Genomic DNA, 14,697 nt, shown 5'->3' with positions numbered 1-14,697 from the left:
TCTGATCATTTCCCCGTTTTAATTACGAAAGTTTTAGATATGGCAACTCTATTTTTAGAATCGTAGACAACCGCTTTAAGCTGATGTGAACCTGTTGTTAACTTACTCGTATTTAATGAAACCTCAAATGGATACTGTTTTAAATCAGGTATTTGTTTACCATCTAAAGAAACAACTACTTTTTGAATTTTGGGATCATAAGTTTTTGCCCAGAACGTAGCTGTCACGTTATCACGTATCACTTGATTCTTATATTCATAAATTCGGTATGCTAATTTAGAATTGGTATTATCTGTTTGAACAGAGGATAAGAAATAAGGATCGCTAACCATCTTCCGATAAGCTTCACGTATCTTCATATTTTCAGTTAAGCTAAAATTGTTTAATTTACGCGCTTCACTATGAGAATCCTCCAACGTATTCAGACTAAACCAATGAACCGCCTTTACACGTGGATATTTAAGCTTAATCCCGTTATAAAGCATATTCATTTTTGTTATCGCGAATTGAGTAGTATCTTCATTACCTGCTTTGCTAAAATGTGTCGCAGCATACTCACTAATCATAATTGGCTTTCGATCAGCATATTGTTCGTAAACATAATCTAGCAAATCGAGAGGGTTTACGTAATCAGCAGGCTGTTTCTTATCCCCGTTAAAAAATTTCACACTATACATACTTAAACCAACCCAATCGACATAATTATCGCCTGGATAATAGTCGTCGATTGTTTGCTTAGGGCTAGCCGATGGTGACCATACCATGGCTACATTCGGTGCATATTAGTCCATCACATCATGGACTAATATAAATTTCTTAATATATAAGGATGGATTACCATACCAAGCTACCCAAGAACCATTCATTTCTGAAGCATAACGTAAAAAAATGGGTACGCCTGCTTCACCAGCACCCCTAGCAAATTGAATCAAATATTCATCTTCTTTTACAGAGTTGAGTCCTGCGGAAGGTTCTAATGCAATCTGCAATGCTCCGCCAGCTTTTTTTACATTATCAGCAATAGTTTTAGGAAATGGATTACCATATTTATGATAAGTAAAAAAGGTAGCGTGTTGCTTGTCCATCATTTTATTAAAGCTTGAGTAACGTTCACTTTTTAGTGGCTCAAGATTGCTATCATGTTCAATATAAGCACCAATATAAGTACCGATAGCAGGTTCAAATTTTTGTAACTTCACATTTGAAATTGTTGGATATGTATCTTCAATATACAGCTCAAGCTCAGAATTCAGTTTTTCCGCTAAGGCTAAGACGGCGTAATACGTATTAAAGTCACCGTTTTTTAACGCTAATTGATATTGAATTTTTGCTTCTGCATAATAGGTTTCTGCAGCCAACTGATTTTGCCCTGTTTGTTCGTAACACTCAGCTAACAATCGATAATAGCCTGTTACATTTTTCTGTTGTTTAAGAGCTGACTTAATTAATGGTATAGCCTTTGCATAATTCCCTTGATTATATAGCGCTTTTGCATCTACATATAACTTCCAATGATTAACTTGTGCCGCTGCTTCAACCTTCACTGTTGTAGTCACACTTGCTGGGATTAATAACAAAATAGCAACCATAAGAAGCATCATCTTTTTTGAAAATTTCATTTCATTCCTCCTTATAAGTGTTTAAATATAGCATGAATTCAATTACTCTACTAGTAAATTCATGGATAATTGTCGACTACGCTTAGCCCGTGGACAAGGAAAAGAGACGAATATTGGAAACCGTGCTCCATACGGATCAAGGCTTCCAATATTCGTCTCAAGCTTACAACACACGACTAGAAACCTTCCGCGTCAAATGCAGCCACTCTCACAAAGTAACCTGCCTAGATCACGCCTCCACAGTAATAGTTAACTGCGGAGGCGTGGGCATGGCCAGGATTAATTTGTAGTGAACCTAACGCTTTACCGCTAAGCAATAGTTCACATTATCAAATGCTGTCATTTGGTGTTCAGGCTGGCTTTCATTGTATTCTTTATACAGCTGTCCTGTAATTTTTGAAGGAGTTAAATGCTGATAGATAAATAAGTTAACACCTTCCAACATCTCCTCTAGCTCAGAGTAAGAATAACTTGCCTGCATAGGCTCTCCCGCTCTTGCAGCCATCATCACCTGCTTCTGCGCCCTTTCACCTGCCTGCGAGGTGAAGGTCTTCTCATCGGGATAATCAAAGACTATGCTGCTGCCGCTCGGTAGCATTGAAGCAATGTCTGACAAGACCTGCTTAAACACTTCCTTAGGCAAATAATAGCTGATACCCAACAAGCTACTAAAACTGATTAGGCTCAGATCAAAAGCGGGGCAACCGATCACACCACTCTGCCAATCACGATCGAGAAAATCAGCTGAAATGCAGTGCAGATTTGACGGCACATCCAAATGAAGGTCAGATATACGTCTGTGTTTGTCAGTTGCGGTAGCGGGATGATCAATTTCAAATATTTGTAGCTTCGTTGCCCACTTCGGTTGGCGGTAAGCGAAGGTGTCGTAACCTGCGGCAAAAATGAGATATTGACTGGTACCGAGCGAGGCTGCAACTGCGAGTGCCTGTTCTGCAAATGTTGCCCTGCCTAGTGGTGATGGAGACAATTGATGGTCAACGACTTTTCGTAGTGCTTGCTCTTGTGAACCAACAAATTCTGGTTGGAAGAAAGCAATCGCTTGTGACATATTACTGGAAATATTCTCGTATTCCTCATCGCTTAATAATTGTCGAGCAAGTTGATCATCAAAAATTTTGATCTGATTATGCTCAGCATGATACGCTCTTGAGAACGCACTGACGAGCGCGGTTAAACTTTTATTTCCCATTGTCCATCACCTCATATCAGTTGTAACATTAAGACAGTAATTGAAACAATACTTGATTTTATTGTAAATTTATGGTATAATAATGGCTCTGAATTCATAAAGTTCACAATTCAGACACCTTCACAGACTTTTTTGTGCCTACCGAGAAAGAGTAACCGCTGAAAAAAACACATGTAATTGTAGAACTAATTAATGCATATGCGTATCGCTCGCTTTAACCTGAATTAATCATAACAGGCTAGCCCTCTTATAAGGTGCTAGCCTGTTATGATTCTGCTTAATAAATTGGAATGTCGATGTGAACAAAGAGTATTTTTCAGTAGAGCAGAAATTCATAAATGATATATTAGGAGGAAACCATCCAATGAAATATTTCATAATTACGGGTACTTCCAGAGGTATTGGAGAAGCGTTGGCCAATCAATTACTAGCTGAGAATCATCATATATTGTGCATATCAAGAGCAGTCAATGAGCTTCTGATTGAACGCGCTAGTGAAAAGAATGTCAGATTGAGTTATTGTCCATTCGATCTTAATCGTGTTGATGAAATTGATAGGCTATTCGATGAGATATTCGATGAGATCAAACGTGACTCAGATATTACATCCATCTACTTAATAAACAATGCAGGAATGTTAACTCCCGTCGCGCCAATTGAACAATGTTCATCTGCAAGTATTGCTGAACATATAAATGTGAATTTAATTGCTCCGATGATGATAACCTCGAAATTCATCAAGCATTCGCAGGAATTAAACATAGATAAACGGATTATGAATATATCCTCAGCTTCTGCCCGTTATCTTCTGCCGTCGCAAAGTTGTTACAGCACCTCGAAAGCCGGTTTGGATTCGTTCTCGAAGAGTGTGAGCTTAGAGCAGGCGAATCAGCTGTATCCTGCGAAGGTGGTTTCTGTATATCCGGGAATGATAGACACACAATTGCAAGCAGAGATTCGTTCGACAAACAAAGAGCTATTCCCTTACGTAGATCAATTTATACAGGTAGCTCAAGAAGGAAAATTACAAACACCCGAATACACGGCAGAAAAATTAATTGGCATCCTTTTTGGTGAAGATTTTGGCAACACGGTTGTTGTGGAGAATTTATGATGCATCCTTAAAAACTACATACTATTTTCCGGAAACATTAATAGAATCACAACGAATGGTTAGCTTATTGAAAGAGGGATCTATTTATTCCGTAGGACGTTCCTATATATATTATCGTTGTAGTTTTTTACATAATATATATAATATGGGTATGTGACTGGATTAGCAGAATTGTAACTCTATCATTTGCAGTTATGCGGCTGATCACAATGATGAATAATAGGAGAGATAAACAATATGAATTCATTTGTCGGCATTGAAATTGATGGCGAGAAGATGTATATGATGGCTGAAACATTAGACGGCTATCAGGAACATACGGTATCTACTGGGCCAGATTGTACAGCGGTTCAACTCCAACAGGATATCGAGGACTTTGTTGCCAAGTTACCTTATAGGCCCAGCGGCATCGGCATGGGTATGCCAGGGCTAGTCGTCGGTAACGATAAAGTTGAGCTCAGCCATGTCATTCCTGCGTTGACAGGCGTTACAGCAGATATGTTCGCAACAAAAGCACACATTCCCGTGGCATTTATCAATGATGTGAAGGCTGCGACAATGGCCGAAGCTGCTCATTTCACAGACAATGAAACGGGTATTGTCATTATGTCTGACGCCTTTATCGCGGCAGGTGTTGTCGTATCCGGTGAATTACAGCTAGGCGCGAAGGGCTGGAACGGTGAGTTAGGCTATATGATCCTTGTTGTCGATGGAGAACCGGTAATGCTCGACAATCTTTCAAGCGGTTACGTGATTATGAAACAGACAGACATGGATGATGCTACGCTTCGCGAGCGTCTCGAAGCAGGTGATGAGCATGTTAAGGATCTTGTACGCCAAGCAGGTCTGTACTTCGGATACGCACTAACAAATTTGATACACCTCTATAACCCAGATACAATCGTCGTTGGCGGTAGCACTCCGACTTATAAGGGTTATATGGAAGCTGCTCAAGCTGCCCTAGAAGAGTATGCGTTGCCTGAGTTGCTCAAGTGCTGCACGATAACGACCCCAAAGATTCATAACCAGGTGATCGCTTTCGGTGCTCGGGAGTGGATTCGTAAGGTTATCGGATAGGATTCCAATACACATTAATCAAATGACTTATTATTAATATTCACAAACCTAACATTACAATCAACCGCCACATGCTGGCGGTTGTTTTAATATATATTACTCTCTTTAATCTAGATTATATTTCCATTATTTACTTTTATATCAATTTTAACTATAATCTATTATACAAAGACTTCCTGACACAAGTTCCTAATCTTCTTGTAAGAAAGGAGGTGTAAGGATGAAAAAGACCGTATCTTTCCTTTGTATTATGCTTGCTATTGTTTTAAGTTTTACAACAACAGCCTTTGCTGCGTTTAACTATTCTAGCCCGAGTTATACGATCTCAAGCGGCACAATTAAGTTTGGTAATGGCGTTATTGTTAACACGGGTAAGTATCGCGATGATTTAACAATTAGACTTTATCAAGGAACTAAACTTGTCAGCACCAAGACAATAACACTTAATCCTCAAGAATCGATCTACCCAGGGGCAGTATCAACACCTTTGATAACACTAGCAACGAACCAACCAGCTGGTGATTACAGCTACACATTATCAAGTTCAGGAAGTTGGCATGTTATGGCAAGTTTAGCTATATAAATCTATTAATGACATACATCCTCTGATCAAATAAATCAGCCCCTGCAATTGCATGGGGCTGATTTATATTTATAAAATTCTATTCCTTCATAAAAAAGACCTGCGACTCTATCACTTACCAATCAATCTTACAATAGAGCCTCTGGTAGCTCACACTCGTAGTTCTTATACACAATATACCTTTGTAATCCTCTACTACTTTGCAAGGCTTGCCTTGCTAGTTGAATCGCTTCCTGACGGTTCCCGGATCGCAATTCAATCTCAGATAACACGCTGTTCTTCATCCAAGGCTTTGACACTGTAGCAGCTGTTGCTCGCGCAAGTTCCATGTTACCTTCCTCAATATGTACATATGTTTCATAATAACAGCGGAATTGTTTGGATTGAATATGTATAAGTTCATTTTTCATTGTGCTCACACTTTTTCGATATGCACCATAAATAGCCTTGTACAATGCTTGTCTCTGCGGATGCTTATACTTGAGAAGTAAACCATCGATGAGCGTGCCGACTTCTTCATCTTGTTTATTCGCAATGGCATAATATAGGTACAGAGCCGGATTCTTTCGCTGTCCACTTAAAAACTTCTCTAGTCGTACTATATTAGTCTCTTGAAATAACATAAACAAATACGGAAGCATCATACATACAATTGCAATGAGGACAGCGATAATAACAATGTACACTGTAGCTACTTCAAGTACTGCTAAAATCGTACTGACGATAACTATGAATAGGTAGACAATGACATTACGGACAAACGTATTAATAATGATTCACTCCTACGAGGGCGCTACTACGTGACCCCTAATTGAATATATTCTCTTAACCTTCAAGCTTAGCAACTATTTAACTTTCCTTCGTTTTTATATAATCCAGATGGTATCTGCCCCAACCACACATGCTGTCCAACACAGAAGTTAGTGTTCTTCCATGCTCTGAAATACTGTATTCCACCCTAAGAGGTAGCTCTTGAAAGACTACGCGTTCAATAAGTTCATCCATCTCAAGTTCGCGCAATTGCTTAGTCAGTGTACCTTGTGAGACTTCTGGGATCAGACGTCGTAGTTCTCCGAACCGCTGTGTCCCATTTATTAATAAAATAAACAAAATAAGTGGCTTCCACTTCCCCCCAATCATTTGAAGCGAGGTAAGAACACCTTTCAATCTAGGCTCCTTCAAATCCATATTCATCATATCACCCTCTCATACCTATCATACCTATCACTCTTTCCTTTTGCACGTTAGTTCAATAATACCTAATTCTAGTATATTAGTACGAAAATTCGTACCTAGTACGAATATAGTGCGTACTTTGCAGAAAGGATTTCTTGCCTAATACTATAGATAGAAATATCAATTTCACTACATTCTATATAAAGGAGCATATTCAAATTGTCTACTATTTCATTAAAGAATCAAAGAATCGTAATTATTGGCGGAAGTTCTGGAATAGGTTTGGCTACTGCTAAACAGGCTATTGAACAAGGAGCACAAGTTATTCTAGCAGGTCGCTCCCAAGATAAATTGGATACAGCCCGTCTTTCTCTTAGATCAGACTCTGTAGAAACGTATCCATTGGATAATCAGAACGAAGATCAATTAAAGTCCTTTTTCGAAGACATCGGTAAATTCGACCATTTATTTACGCCAGGCGCTTCTTATGTCAGAGGTCCAATTACGTCAAGTTCAGAGATTGCTCATAGCTGCTTTGATGCTAAATTCTGGCCACAATACAACGCTGTAAAGTACGCAGCCCCTTTCATTAACCCTAACGGTTCCATTGTTCTAATGTCCGGTGCCTTTAGTCAACGACCACTTGCAGATGGCGCATCCTATGCTGCATGCAACGGTGCAATCGAAAGCCTAGGCAAAGCCTTAGCCGTAGAACTAGCACCCATTCGAGTAAATGTCATTTCGCCAGGCACCATACATACCTCATTTAATTGGGAAGGTGCAGATCAGGAGACTAGAGATAAAGCTTATGAAGGATATACCAAGTTAAATATACTTGGCCGAGTGGGTCATTCAGACGAAGCCGCACATACAACGATTTATTTGATGACCAATGGCTATACCACCGGAAGTACGCTCTACCCGGATGGCGGCTATATCTTGCGTTGATATTTAAGTAAGGCTTCAATGAACTCATATACCCTCCATATTTCGGATACGTACTCTGAATTTCGGGTTGTCCACCTCAATCTTTAGTCTTGTGCTATATTGTGTGAGCATGATAGCACAAGTAGCCAACACAAACTGATTAGGAGGCAATCCGATTATGAACGTACATATCGACTACCATGATGTAAGCGGATTCATTAGAGCTGATGGGAAAAAGGTCATCAATGGTAATGGCAAAGAAATTATCCTTAGAGGTGTAGGCTTCGGAAGTTGGTTGCTACCCGAAGGATATATGTGGAAATTGCCTGAAGGCGGAGATCGCCCTCGAAAGATCGAGGCGATGGTAAAGGAATTAATTGGGGAAGAGAAAGCATCCCTATTCTGGGATACGTATGTAGAACGTTATGTTGATGAGATCGATGTTCGTGAAGTTGCCCTACAAGGATATAATTCAGTCCGGCTTCCTATCAATGCTCGTGACATCCTCATCGCAGGAGACCAAGTGACCTTTAATGAGAAACGTCTCGCGCGTATTCACCAAGTCATCGAATGGTGCAGACAATATAAAGTATATGTCATATTGGATCTGCATGGCGCACCCGGTGGGCAGACTGGGGCTAACATTGATGATTCCGAGAATGACTTACCGGAGTTATTTACGGACCGCAAGAATCAAGAATTGACGATCGCAATCTGGCGAATGTTTGCTGAACGTTATAAGGACGATTGGATCATCGCAGGCTACGATCTTTTGAATGAGCCACTTCCAGATTGGTTTAACAAGTACAATGATCAGGTACTTCCGCTGTACAAAGAAATTACGGCAGCTATTCGTGAAATAGATAAGAAGCATATGATTATCCTTGAAGGGGTACACTGGTCAACAGATTGGTCTATATTCACAGATCAATTCGATGATAATCTGATGCTGCAATTCCATAAATATTGGAACAATCCTGATACTGAGAGCATTCAGAAGTATATAGATAAGCGCGATGAATGGAATGTGCCTATCTTCATGGGTGAAGGTGGAGAAAATAACGCACAGTGGTATAGTGGTGCATTCCAAATGTTCGAAGACCACCAGATTTCCTGGAATTTATGGACATTGAAGAAGATAAATACGTCGAACTCCTCTTACTCTATTCGTATGCCAGGAGGCTGGAATCTACTGACTGACTATTTGGAAGGGGGTACGAAGCCGGATGCGGCAACATCGGAAGCCATATTTAATCAATATCTCGATAATATTAGACTAGAGCAGTGTGACGCGTACCCTGGAATATCTCGTTCTCTATTGCGCCACCTCCCTATCCAGATTCCTGCTGAATTTTACAGACAAGGGGATGGTGTAGGTTTCGGTATTGTGCATAAGAAAGAGAACCCAGTAGGGTTACGAGTGAGTGACTATGTTCCTATGAGAATGATAGCAAGTGAGAATGATAAGCCAAGCTATAACTCAGAAGGCGGCAAGCTGTGTGATGCGAATAATACCGTTTGTGTAGAACTACATCCAGGTGATTGGCTTGCTTACGATGCATTGTGCGTTGAGACCAATCCATTCGATCTATGTGCTCGATTAAATATGGCTACTGGACAAGATGCAACCCTTTCCATCGAATGGAAAGGACAACAACCCGTAACTTGTGAAGTAAGAGATGAGGGATGGCATGAGACCTTGCTAATGGGAAACATCACCGTAGTAAGTGGACCTGTTCAAGTGATCGTCCGTGTCCTTCAGGGTCAAGTTGATTTGGATTGGATTGAGTTCTCTGTTGTGAAATAACATGAAACAAGGGTGCCGTTGTTCCATAATGCTTATGCATTAGGACAACTGGCACCCTTAAATACGATTCACTTCACTAATATCGATGCATCCACTTTTTCTTGTGACACCTTGTCGCAGCGCTTACATACCTTAATATTCGTACCATCCGTTGCTCTTCTTGGATAGAGCAGCTTAATTCGCGTGCTCTCGCAGATTGGACAGGTGCCACGACCACGTGAAGGTAAGCTCCAGAGTGCATGTCCTCGTTTAGATTTTGCCATGATTAAGTTCCTCATTTCAGCTATTTTGAATATCACTTCAAAGTTATGATATGCTCCGTTTTTCCAGGAAATGCATAAAGTTGTTCATTTCTATCAAATATATTAATAGGGTAACGCATTCTATTATTCGTAACGAAGGGCTTCTATGGGATCTAATCTAGCAGCTTTGCGAGCAGGAAATACACCGAATACGATACCAATGCAACCGGAGAATCCAACTGCCAGAAGAACGGAATTCATAGACACCGCTGTTTGGATAGTCATCAAATGACCGACAAACTTGGAACCTCCAAATCCTAGTAGAACACCAATGACCCCACCAAGAATAGCTAACGTGACGGATTCCATAAGAAACTGAGACATGATCGTCCCTTCTGGTGCCCCTATTGCCTTGCGGATACCGATCTCACGTGTACGTTCCGTAACGGAGACAAGCATAATATTCATGATGCCAATTCCACCTACTAGAAGGGAAATAGCTGCGATTCCTCCCAGAAAAAGTGTTAGTGTATTCGTAACGCTCTCCGCAGAAGAGAGCACATCTTCCTGACTCCGAACCTTGAAATCATCTTCACCTTGACCCAACTTATGGCTCTGGCGCATGGTGTATTCAATCAAGGCAATGGTACTTTTGATAGAATCAGGTGATTTCGATTCGACTAAAATTTGTCGCACAGCATTTTTCGAGTTACCCACTTGAAACCGGGATTGTACCGTTGTAATCGGCGCTATAATCGTATCGTCCATATCCATAGATCCGGAAGACCCTTTAGATTGTAATATGCCGATGACACGAAAAGGAATGTTATTGATATTGATCAAGCTGCCTATCGCGTCAAACCCAGCTTTTCCGAACAAATTCTCCGCAGTCGTTGAACCAAGCACAACCACCTTCGCTTTATCTGTCACTTCATCCTCAGTAAAGAAACGTCCAATATCTGTTTCCCATGATTTAATATCCGCATAACTTGGGTTCGTTCCAATTATACTTGTCGAGGTGATATTGGCTCCATTCTTCACCTGTGTATTCGCCTGCATCACTGGTGCTACATATTTAACCGTATTTATCTGTGTAAGGGGCTCCGAATCAGAGATTTGCAGAGTTCCTCCACCCGAACCTCCTGTTGAGGCTGAACTTGTTCCAGCGGTAATTGTAATCAGATTTAATCCAAGACTTTGAATCTGACTTGTCACCTGATTACTTGTACCCTCTCCGATCGATATCATAGCTATGACCGTTGCTACACCAATAATAATCCCTAACATCGTGAGAAAAGAACGCATCAAATTGACTGTTAGACTCCTTAGTGAGATCTTCAGCAATTCTACAACATTCATATGACGCCACGCTCCATATTAAAGCGATCGGTTTCAATCCTTCCATCGCGGAAGCAAATGATTCTTTGTGTGTATGCCGCAATATCTGTTTCATGAGTAACTACAACGATTGTATTCCCGTTATCATTAAGCGTTCTAAAAATATTCATTATCTCTTCAGAGGATGCGCTATCCAAATTTCCAGTAGGCTCATCCGCAAGAATAATAGCTGGATCATTGGACAATGCTCGTGCAATTGCGACACGCTGTTGCTGTCCACCTGACAACTCATTTGGTTTATGATACATTCGATCTTTAAGACCTACGCGCTCAAGACAGTATTGGGCCTTTTCAAGTCGTTCCTTTTTGGCTCTTCCACCGTAAAGCATCGGAAGTTCTACATTTTCGATCGCTGAGGTTCGTTTGAGAAGATTGAAGTTTTGAAATACAAAGCCAATTTTCTGATTTCTTACCTGGGATAATTGCTTCGATGATGCAGTACCAACATTGATGCCATCCAATGTATAAATGCCGGAACTTGGTTTATCCAGACATCCGATCACATTCATCAAGGTTGATTTACCCGATCCCGAGGGGCCCATGATTGATACAAATTCTCGTTCATGAATATGAAGTGACACCCCTTTCAGTGCATGTACCTTCATCTCACCTGACGCGTATACCTTATCCACATCCTCAAAAGTGATCACTATTTACCACCTCCAGTGGTACCCTGACGTGAATTTCCAGTACTACCCGTTCTATTGTACTGTCTGCCCTGCATTGTTGGATCACCCCCGAAACCGCCAAACCCTCCCATACCACTTGCATATTGGTTGTGGTCGTCTTATTCGTGGTGGTCATTGATATAGTCACCTTGTCTCCTTCAGAAAGTCCCGAAAGTACTTCTGTTCTAGCACCATCATCAAGGCCTGTAGTAATCTCTTTCTGCTCTTCCGTTCCATTGTTGTCTAACATTACGATTTTTTTCCCGCCAATTTATTTTGTAAGGAAGATAGCGAAGTTTGTAATGAATCCTTATTGCTTTGCTGTGTAGCTGCCTGTTTATATGCGTTTTGCGCATTCTCAAGCGCCACTTGGGCAAACAACGTTTTAGATTGATCTGTGCCTTCTTTTTCCTGATCTAGTATTGTCTGAGCACTGATGACTGCTGCTTTAGCAAGATCCACCTGTTGCTGTAAATAGAAAGCAGAGGAAATTTTTTTCACGTTTGACAGTTCAGTCTGTGCAGAAGTGACATCTAATTTGGCTTTTGAAACCTGATATTTCTGATCACTAATGGTGCTTGTATCCGTCCCCGCTTCTATACTTTTCAGCTTAGCAACGGCACTATCATAATTAGCTTGTGCCAATAGTAACGCATTATTAACTGAAGTAGCGTCCATCTCAGCAAGAACTTGCCCTTTGGTAACACTATCTCCAGCATTCACATGAATTTGGGTCACTTTAGATTTCCCACTAAAAGAAAGATCTACAGATTCGGATGCCTCGATATTCCCGGAGGATGAAACTGTCTTGGATAAGTCCCCTTTTTTGACTGAATATGTAATGATCGCTATTTCCATCTTGGGGCTGGCAGTCGTTTTCTGGACAAAATACGTCCCTCCAGCGCCAACTACAACAACACAAGCACAGATAACTATCAAATTCTTATAACCTTTTTTCATTCATTTTCGTTCTCCTTTCGATTGGAATGAGGTCATCATATCATCGTTATTTTAAGATTAGCTGAATACCAAATTAAGGATGAACGAATTGTTTATTAAAAATGAATTAAATTTAATTTCAATGTTTCTCCTGAGATATTAAACACACAAATTATGGTAAAATATCATTGAATTCATATCCATGCGAAATGAACAAGGGGGCATACTTATGAGGTTTGGTACTATGATCATTACTTGCATACTATTATTAAGTACATTGATGATTCCCGGTTGTGCCAATGATAACCAACCCGAGACAAGCATCAAAGTGACTGCAAGTAAGCCTGTGGAACCCATGCCCATACGTACTGTGGTCATCTCCTCATCTCCAAACGTTCAAAAAGTTACTTTTCACAGCGAATCACTCGACAAAGATATGAAATTTAATATTTACTTGCCAAAAGGTTATGACATAACCAAGAAATACCCGGTCCTTTACATGCTTCATGGATATAGCGGGACTGAAGACTCTTGGTTACCGGAGTTAGGATTGGATGTAACCGCAGATGCAATGATAAGTGCAAATAAGATTAATCCTCTAATTATCATTTCCCCGCAAATCAACAACAGCTACGGGTTCAATTCTATCTCGGAAGGAGATTATAGTGACTATATTGTCAATGATCTAATCCAATACGTAGATGGACATTTCAATACCAATGCCAGTAGAGTAGGTCGATATATCGGTGGATTATCTATGGGTGGATGGGCTGCACTATTTAACGCATTTCAACATCCAGCGTTATACAGTAAAGTCGGCGGGCACAGCCCAGCTTTATTCATGGACTACTGGGGGGATGCAGAGGGATTGCGCAATTGGCTATACCCTTCTGAACAGCTTCAAGATCAAAGAGATCCTTTGCGCCTTGTAGAGACCCAGAATCTGAAAGGATTATCGATTTATCTCGATTCTGGAGATGAGGATGGTTTTAGATTTTATGAAGGTGCAGAGGCGCTCTATCAACAATTGCAGAGCAAGAACGTGAATTCGGAATATCATCATGGGCCTGGTGGACATGACGGGGATTACTGGCGCAAACACACGAGTGATTACCTATTGTTTTACTCCGGTAAATAAGCGCACACCAATTTTTCAGCAAAAAAAAGACGCCGTCATACCCACATAGGGCTTGGATGGCGTCTCTTCCGTTCATATAAATACCATGGTTCCGAATCTAGAAGGGATATGAAAATTGATTTTCTCTGTAGGTCGCCACGCTTGAAATTCTCGATTTCCATCCAAGTCCTCATCAATCCGATAGAAGTTAACCTTCCATCGTAATCCTTGATGAAGTGGATGAATGAAATTGGATGAAGGAATCGTAATGAAGGTGGTTAAATATCCTTGCTTTTTGGATTCCACAGATGTTTGAAGATCCTTAAAACACCAAGTTTGGTCTATCGAAACAACGGTGTCTATACCATCATTCTCAATGACAGCATCAAACACTATATTTCTTGGACTAACTTCCAACTCTAAGTAACCGGTACCCTTGTCTTCTTCATCGATAAAGAATTCAACGACATCCTGTTCATACAGCGGATCATCTCTGTGTTCGAAATCGGATACGATGTTCGACTCCTTACACAAGAATCGTAAATACAAATACTCTGTGCTCCAACAAGCTCTTACCTCGGTTGCTTCTTTTGGCGGAAGACCTGTTACCGTATCACTTAATTCGAGCACGTCACAACTATTCCAATCTATTGTTGATTGCACTTGTTTACATTGATACACGTAATCTCCATCGACGATCTTAGATTGCACCTTTTCACCCCAAATCTATATAATTCTTACCTATATTTCATTCCCACAACAAGGAACTCTACTATTGATTATACCTCAGATTTCCTTATATTCATTGATTTTATCACAA

17 protein-coding genes are annotated in these 14,697 nt (G+C 40.5%); 6 read left to right on the top strand and 11 right to left on the bottom strand.

Annotated features, from left to right (window positions below; genetic code table 11):
- Positions 1-5 precede the first annotated feature (5 nt).
- The 3 genes from BW961_RS04145 to BW961_RS04135 form a co-directional block, all read right to left on the bottom strand.
- Positions 6-764 (bottom strand): Ig-like domain-containing protein, encoded by a 759-nt coding sequence (locus tag BW961_RS04145; protein WP_139331532.1) that lies wholly within the window; start codon positions 762-764, stop codon positions 6-8.
- Positions 765-782: 18 nt separating this feature from the next.
- Complete coding sequence (locus BW961_RS04140; protein WP_068581061.1) at positions 783-1,619, bottom strand: tetratricopeptide repeat protein; 837 nt, start codon at positions 1,617-1,619, stop codon at positions 783-785.
- A 295-nt stretch (positions 1,620-1,914) separates the two neighbouring features.
- Positions 1,915-2,829 (bottom strand): class I SAM-dependent methyltransferase, encoded by a 915-nt coding sequence (locus tag BW961_RS04135; protein WP_068581058.1) that lies wholly within the window; start codon positions 2,827-2,829, stop codon positions 1,915-1,917.
- A 364-nt stretch (positions 2,830-3,193) separates the two neighbouring features.
- Between BW961_RS04135 and BW961_RS04130 the strand changes: the two genes are divergently transcribed.
- The 3 genes from BW961_RS04130 to BW961_RS04120 all read left to right on the top strand — a co-directional run bounded on the left by BW961_RS04130 (position 3,194) and on the right by BW961_RS04120 (position 5,603).
- Complete coding sequence (locus BW961_RS04130; protein WP_068581057.1) at positions 3,194-3,943, top strand: (S)-benzoin forming benzil reductase; 750 nt, start codon at positions 3,194-3,196, stop codon at positions 3,941-3,943.
- A gap of 237 nt (positions 3,944-4,180) precedes the next feature.
- On the top strand, positions 4,181-5,020 hold the full coding sequence (locus tag BW961_RS04125) for an ROK family protein (RefSeq protein ID WP_068581054.1): 840 nt from the start codon (positions 4,181-4,183) through the stop codon (positions 5,018-5,020).
- A 220-nt stretch (positions 5,021-5,240) separates the two neighbouring features.
- On the top strand, positions 5,241-5,603 hold the full coding sequence (locus BW961_RS04120; protein WP_068581050.1) for a hypothetical protein: 363 nt from the start codon (positions 5,241-5,243) through the stop codon (positions 5,601-5,603).
- A 128-nt stretch (positions 5,604-5,731) separates the two neighbouring features.
- Here the strand turns inward: BW961_RS04120 and BW961_RS04115 are convergent, their stop codons facing one another.
- Complete coding sequence (locus tag BW961_RS04115; RefSeq protein WP_068581047.1) at positions 5,732-6,289, bottom strand: hypothetical protein; 558 nt, start codon at positions 6,287-6,289, stop codon at positions 5,732-5,734.
- 163 nt (positions 6,290-6,452) lie between these two features.
- Positions 6,453-6,791, bottom strand: coding sequence for a winged helix-turn-helix transcriptional regulator (locus BW961_RS04110; RefSeq protein WP_068581882.1), 339 nt, complete (start codon positions 6,789-6,791; stop codon positions 6,453-6,455).
- 207 nt (positions 6,792-6,998) lie between these two features.
- On the opposite strand from BW961_RS04110, the gene BW961_RS04105 reads away from it, so the two are divergent.
- Positions 6,999-7,727, top strand: a complete 729-nt coding sequence (locus BW961_RS04105) for an SDR family oxidoreductase (RefSeq protein ID WP_068581044.1) — start codon at positions 6,999-7,001, stop codon at positions 7,725-7,727.
- A gap of 157 nt (positions 7,728-7,884) precedes the next feature.
- Positions 7,885-9,513 (top strand): glycoside hydrolase family 5 protein, encoded by a 1,629-nt coding sequence (locus BW961_RS04100; RefSeq protein ID WP_068581042.1) that lies wholly within the window; start codon positions 7,885-7,887, stop codon positions 9,511-9,513.
- Positions 9,514-9,581: 68 nt separating this feature from the next.
- Here BW961_RS04100 and BW961_RS04095 read toward each other — a convergent pair whose 3' ends face one another.
- From BW961_RS04095 to BW961_RS04075, 5 genes are all read right to left on the bottom strand, one after another.
- Entirely contained in the window at positions 9,582-9,776 is a 195-nt protein-coding gene (locus tag BW961_RS04095) for a hypothetical protein (protein ID WP_068581039.1), read from the bottom strand.
- A 123-nt stretch (positions 9,777-9,899) separates the two neighbouring features.
- Entirely contained in the window at positions 9,900-11,114 is a 1,215-nt protein-coding gene (locus tag BW961_RS04090; protein WP_068581035.1) for an ABC transporter permease, read from the bottom strand.
- On the bottom strand, positions 11,111-11,758 hold the full coding sequence (locus tag BW961_RS04085) for an ABC transporter ATP-binding protein (RefSeq protein ID WP_170878531.1): 648 nt from the start codon (positions 11,756-11,758) through the stop codon (positions 11,111-11,113). Before BW961_RS04085 ends, BW961_RS04090 begins: the two co-directional genes overlap by 4 nt.
- A 31-nt stretch (positions 11,759-11,789) precedes the next feature.
- A complete protein-coding gene (locus tag BW961_RS04080; RefSeq protein ID WP_068581029.1) occupies positions 11,790-12,071 on the bottom strand; it encodes a permuted SH3 domain-containing protein in 282 nt (93 codons plus the stop codon).
- The gene (locus tag BW961_RS04075; RefSeq protein WP_068581026.1) at positions 12,071-12,781 is read right to left on the bottom strand and encodes an HlyD family secretion protein; all 711 of its coding nucleotides are present in this window, start codon (positions 12,779-12,781) and stop codon (positions 12,071-12,073) included. The genes BW961_RS04080 and BW961_RS04075 overlap by 1 nt, the downstream gene beginning before the upstream one ends.
- Positions 12,782-12,989: 208 nt before the next feature.
- Between BW961_RS04075 and BW961_RS04070 the strand changes: the two genes are divergently transcribed.
- Positions 12,990-13,898, top strand: a complete 909-nt coding sequence (locus BW961_RS04070) for an alpha/beta hydrolase (protein ID WP_082867356.1) — start codon at positions 12,990-12,992, stop codon at positions 13,896-13,898.
- A 72-nt stretch (positions 13,899-13,970) separates the two neighbouring features.
- On the opposite strand, the gene BW961_RS04065 is transcribed toward BW961_RS04070, so the two are convergent.
- Complete coding sequence (locus BW961_RS04065; protein WP_068581021.1) at positions 13,971-14,588, bottom strand: carbohydrate-binding family 9-like protein; 618 nt, start codon at positions 14,586-14,588, stop codon at positions 13,971-13,973.
- Positions 14,589-14,697: the final 109 nt, after the last annotated feature.

This window comes from Paenibacillus macquariensis, assembly GCF_900156375.1.
GTDB classification, from domain to species: Bacteria; Bacillota; Bacilli; order Paenibacillales; family Paenibacillaceae; genus Paenibacillus_AQ; species Paenibacillus_AQ macquariensis.
This window is presented reverse-complemented; position numbering and strand designations above follow the sequence as displayed.

What these genes read in the sequence shown, in the direction of transcription:
- BW961_RS04080 (WP_068581029.1), bottom strand. Translation starts at nt 12,071, where the DNA reads ATGTTAGACAACAATGGAACGGAAGAGCAGAAAGAGATTACTACAGGC.
- BW961_RS04100 (WP_068581042.1), top strand. Translation starts at nt 7,885, where the DNA reads ATGAACGTACATATCGACTACCATGATGTAAGCGGATTCATTAGAGCT.
- BW961_RS04140 (WP_068581061.1), bottom strand. Translation starts at nt 1,619, where the DNA reads ATGAAATTTTCAAAAAAGATGATGCTTCTTATGGTTGCTATTTTGTTA.
- BW961_RS04145 (WP_139331532.1), bottom strand. Translation starts at nt 764, where the DNA reads ATGGTATGGTCACCATCGGCTAGCCCTAAGCAAACAATCGACGACTAT.
- BW961_RS04135 (WP_068581058.1), bottom strand. Translation starts at nt 2,829, where the DNA reads ATGGGAAATAAAAGTTTAACCGCGCTCGTCAGTGCGTTCTCAAGAGCG.
- BW961_RS04110 (WP_068581882.1), bottom strand. Translation starts at nt 6,791, where the DNA reads ATGGATTTGAAGGAGCCTAGATTGAAAGGTGTTCTTACCTCGCTTCAA.
- BW961_RS04125 (WP_068581054.1), top strand. Translation starts at nt 4,181, where the DNA reads ATGAATTCATTTGTCGGCATTGAAATTGATGGCGAGAAGATGTATATG.
- BW961_RS04130 (WP_068581057.1), top strand. Translation starts at nt 3,194, where the DNA reads ATGAAATATTTCATAATTACGGGTACTTCCAGAGGTATTGGAGAAGCG.
- BW961_RS04075 (WP_068581026.1), bottom strand. Translation starts at nt 12,781, where the DNA reads ATGAAAAAAGGTTATAAGAATTTGATAGTTATCTGTGCTTGTGTTGTT.
- BW961_RS04085 (WP_170878531.1), bottom strand. Translation starts at nt 11,758, where the DNA reads ATGAAGGTACATGCACTGAAAGGGGTGTCACTTCATATTCATGAACGA.
- BW961_RS04095 (WP_068581039.1), bottom strand. Translation starts at nt 9,776, where the DNA reads ATGGCAAAATCTAAACGAGGACATGCACTCTGGAGCTTACCTTCACGT.
- BW961_RS04090 (WP_068581035.1), bottom strand. Translation starts at nt 11,114, where the DNA reads ATGAATGTTGTAGAATTGCTGAAGATCTCACTAAGGAGTCTAACAGTC.
- BW961_RS04120 (WP_068581050.1), top strand. Translation starts at nt 5,241, where the DNA reads ATGAAAAAGACCGTATCTTTCCTTTGTATTATGCTTGCTATTGTTTTA.
- BW961_RS04070 (WP_082867356.1), top strand. Translation starts at nt 12,990, where the DNA reads ATGAGGTTTGGTACTATGATCATTACTTGCATACTATTATTAAGTACA.